Origin of the sequence: Chryseobacterium rhizosphaerae, assembly GCF_003385455.1 — a bacterium.
GTDB classification, from domain to species: domain Bacteria; phylum Bacteroidota; class Bacteroidia; order Flavobacteriales; family Weeksellaceae; genus Chryseobacterium; species Chryseobacterium rhizosphaerae.
Genome location: NZ_QNUF01000093.1, coordinates 1 through 462 on the forward strand (window position 1 = coordinate 1; position 462 = coordinate 462).

Annotated in this window: 1 protein-coding gene; it reads right to left on the reverse strand. The window is 42.9% G+C overall.

Annotated elements, in window-relative coordinates; all coding sequences use genetic code 11:
* Window positions 1–462 (reverse strand): hypothetical protein (locus tag DRF57_RS23500; protein ID WP_133297569.1); only part of this gene is annotated, 462 nt, incomplete at both ends.

The following is a 462-nucleotide window of genomic DNA, read 5'->3' on the forward strand; positions in this document are numbered from 1 at the left end:
TTTTGCTTTGGTAAGATTTGAGATCTTGTATGTAAGATTCCTCTTTCAGTTCCCTTTCGTTATAAACAAACTGTATGGTGTTCATATGAGGTGTATTCATATCCTTGTTGCCACCCCAGCTTATGCTGCTGATCATGGCAACACGGGTTCCCTGGATATAGCTGTATGAAATGTAATTTCCCTGTGGATCTTTCCACTCACTTATATTATACTCAGTTGGAATTCTGGCATCTGCACCACGGCCATACCATGCCTGGGAGCCATCCTCGAAAGTCACTTCCCAATATTCCGGACCATACCATCCGGCAGCAGCTCCTACAGATTTAATCTTGATATTGGAATATTTCTCCGTCACATATTCTGCACCATCCCTGCCATATTCTCCGGATTTTAAAATCAACCTCTGGCCGTTATAGCTGTAATAATCTGAGTAGTTCAGCTGGACTCCCTTTACTTCTTCGG